General features: G+C 67.0%; 4 protein-coding genes. 2 read left to right on the top strand and 2 right to left on the bottom strand.

Going from position 1 to position 2,976, the window contains the following annotated elements:
* On the bottom strand, positions 1–188 hold a 188-nt coding region (locus B3605_RS10505; RefSeq protein ID WP_296433733.1), incomplete at its 3' end, for an aldo/keto reductase.
* A gap of 92 nt (positions 189–280) precedes the next feature.
* Here B3605_RS10505 and B3605_RS10500 point away from each other — a divergent pair.
* A complete protein-coding gene (locus B3605_RS10500) occupies positions 281–1,183 on the top strand; it encodes a LysR family transcriptional regulator (protein ID WP_112941885.1) in 903 nt (300 codons plus the stop codon).
* Between the two features lie 157 nt (positions 1,184–1,340).
* A complete protein-coding gene (locus B3605_RS10495; protein WP_296433731.1) occupies positions 1,341–2,429 on the top strand; it encodes an AbrB family transcriptional regulator in 1,089 nt (362 codons plus the stop codon).
* Here the strand turns inward: B3605_RS10495 and B3605_RS10490 are convergent.
* Positions 2,422–2,976, bottom strand: a 555-nt coding sequence (locus B3605_RS10490; RefSeq protein WP_296433728.1) for a helix-turn-helix transcriptional regulator, incomplete at its 5' end; no start/stop codon positions are given. The genes B3605_RS10495 and B3605_RS10490 overlap by 8 nt on opposite strands.

Raw genomic sequence — 2,976 nt, 5'->3', positions numbered from 1 at the left:
GAATAGACGTCGGCGGTATCGAACAGCGTCACTCCCGCCTCGATCGCGATATCCACCATCCGCGACGCCTCGGCGCCCGTCGTATTGCCCCACGCACCGAACAGCGGCCCCGAGCCGCCGAACGTGCCAGCGCCGAAACTCAACACCGGCACCCGAAGGCCGGACACACCAAGCTGTCTGTATTCCATCGTCAGTCTCCTGTTTCTTCACAAGAGATAGACACTCCACATGCGATGAAATAGATTGCCCTGGGGAATACAATTCATGAATTGAAGTCATCATGAGCAGACCAGACATCAACCGCTCCGGAGAGATGGAAGTCTTCGTCCGCGCCGTCGAACTGGGCGGCTTCACCGCCGCCGCCCACGCCTGCCGCATGACGCCATCGGCCGTCAGCAAGCTGGTCGCGCGGCTCGAAGCCCGGCTCGGCGCCCGCCTCGTCAACCGCTCCACCCGCAAGCTGCAACTGACGCCCGAGGGCTGCGCCTTTTATGAGCGCAGCGTCACCATTCTCGCCGATATCACTGAAGCCGAGCGTTCCGCATCGTCGGGAGAACTGGCCGCCGGCCCGGTGCGCATCAACACCAGCGCCTCCTTCGGCAACCACATCCTGGCGCCGCTCGTCTCGGGTTTCCTCGCGCTCCACCCCAGGATCACGCTCGATATCTCCCACACCGACAGGGTCGTCGACCTCCTCGACGACCGCGCCGACGTCGCCATCCGCGCCGGACCGCTGAAGAGCTCGACGCTGATCGCCCGCAAGCTCGGCGCGACGGACATGGTCATCGTCGCCTCGCCCGGCTACCTGGAAACGCATGGCACGCCCGCCACCGTGTCCGATCTCGAACATCACCGCCGCATCGGCCTCTCCTATGCCCGCAGCGTCGAGGGCTGGCCGATGCGCGATGGCGGCGACGTCATGCGGCTACCTCTCACACCGGGCATCCAGGTCGCCGATGGCGAGGCGATGCGGCACATGGCCTTGTCGGGCGCCGGCCTCGGCCGCCTCGCCCGCTTCACCGTCCGCGCCGACATCGAGGCCGGCCGCCTGGTCCCGCTCCTCGAAGACGTCAACCCTGGAGACACCGAGGAATTCCACGCCGTCTATATCGGCCAAGGCGGCCCCCTGCCGGCGCGGGTGCGCGCGCTGCTCGATTTCCTCGCCGCCAACGTCAGGATGTAGGACCCCAAGAATTCGCAATTGACCCCCGGCCCCGCCCGCGCCTATATCCACGGCACGCCATCGGCGCCCGCCGATTTTCCAGCAAAGCCTCTGCCGCTCCCCCAGACGTCGCATCGACCCGTCATCAGCATTGGCAAGACCTGCATCGGATAAGCCGTTGAAAGACGCCAGCCGCAAACTCCGAACCGCCAGCCTGCCGCGCTGGGCATTCCTGCTCGCCCTCTCCACCATCCTCGTCGTCGGCCTGGAAATGCTCGGCCTGCCAGCCTCGCTGCTGATCGGCCCGATGGTCGCGGCGATCGTGCTCGCGGTCTCGATCGGCCAGGGATCGCTGCGCGTCCCGCGCGGGCCGCTCCTGTTCGGTCAGGCGCTGGTGGGCTTCATGATGGCGCGTGCCATCACCGTCGACATCCTCCAGACGATGGCGACCGACGCGCCGCTCTTCCTTTCCATGATCTTCGCCGTCATCGCCGCCGCCGGCTTGCTCGGCTGGCTCTTGACCCGCTGGCAGGTGCTCCCAGGCACGACGGCGGTCTGGGGCTCGTCGCCGGGTGCCGCATCGGCCATGGTCATCATGTCGGAAGCCTATGGCGCGGACGCCCGCCTCGTGGCCTTCATGCAATATCTGCGCGTCGTCTTCGTGGCCGTCGCAGCCTCCGTCGTCGCCCGCCTGTGGGTGGCAGCCGATGGCGGCGAGCCGCCGCCGCTCATCCTGTTTCCGCCGATCGACTGGCCGGCCCTCATCGAAACCGTCGTGCTCACCGCTCTGTCGGCCTATTGCGCCACGCGCTTCCGCATTCCCGGCGGCACCATCATCGTCTCGCTGTTCACCGGTTCGCTGCTGCAGGGCTTCGGCCTGTTGAAGATCGAGCTCCCCATGTGGCTCTTGGCGATCAGCTACGCCCTGATCGGCTGGAGCATCGGCCTGCGCTTTACCCGCGGCATCATCGCCCATGCCGCCCGAGCCCTGCCGCGCGTCACCGCCTCGATCCTGACGCTGATGTCGCTGTGCGGCTGCATGGCCTATGCGCTGCATGTCTTCGCAGGCGTCGATCCGCTGACCGCCTATCTCGCCACCAGCCCGGGTGGTGCCGATTCCGTCGCGATCATCGCCGCCTCCAGCAATGTCGACGTCCCCTTCGTGATGGCCATGCAGACCGGCCGCCTGCTCATCATCCTCCTGACCGGCCCGATGCTCGCGCGCTTCATCGCCCGGCGCTCCGGCCTTGCGGAAAATCCTATCTAGAGGACACGCGCCTCAACCCCACCCATTGGCCGGGCGTCATGCCATAGGCCTTCTTGAAGTGCCGGTTGAAATGGCTCTGGTCGGCAAAGCCGGTGGCAAACGCCGCCTCAGCCAGCGCCTCCCCCGCCCCGATCATCGCACGCGCCTGCTGCAGCCGCCGCATCAGGAGATAGCGGTGCGGACTGGTCGCGAATGCCGCCCGGAAATGCCGCGCCAGCTGAAACCGATCGAGCCCCGTCACCGCCTCCAATTCACCCGATGTCACCGGCCGCGTCGCATGCGCCTCGAGATAATCCCGCGCCAGCCTCGCGCGCTGCCAGGCAATGCTGCCGAGCGGCCGGGGCGGAGCACCCGCATGCCGCGCCAGACCATCCGCCACGCGTGACACGAAATCGTCGACGAAGAGCTCGTCCAGCTCCCGGTCCAGCTCACCGAGCGCCGCCAGAAGCGTGCCGGCCAGCACAGGATCGCTAACGACAGGCTGATCGACGAAGGGCAAGCCGATGCGCGCCGCTTCAAGACAATCGAAGAGCAGCGCCGGCTCCAG

It is taken from the genome of Rhizobium sp. UBA1881 (genome assembly GCF_002338015.1).
Lineage (GTDB): Bacteria > Pseudomonadota > Alphaproteobacteria > Rhizobiales > Rhizobiaceae > Rhizobium.
The sequence above is the reverse complement of the archived record's forward strand: the minus strand, read 5'-3'. Positions and strand labels throughout refer to the sequence as shown.

Excerpts from the sequence above, each read along its gene's own strand:
- B3605_RS10500 (WP_112941885.1), top strand. The coding sequence starts at position 281 with ATGAGCAGACCAGACATCAACCGCTCCGGAGAGATGGAAGTCTTCGTC.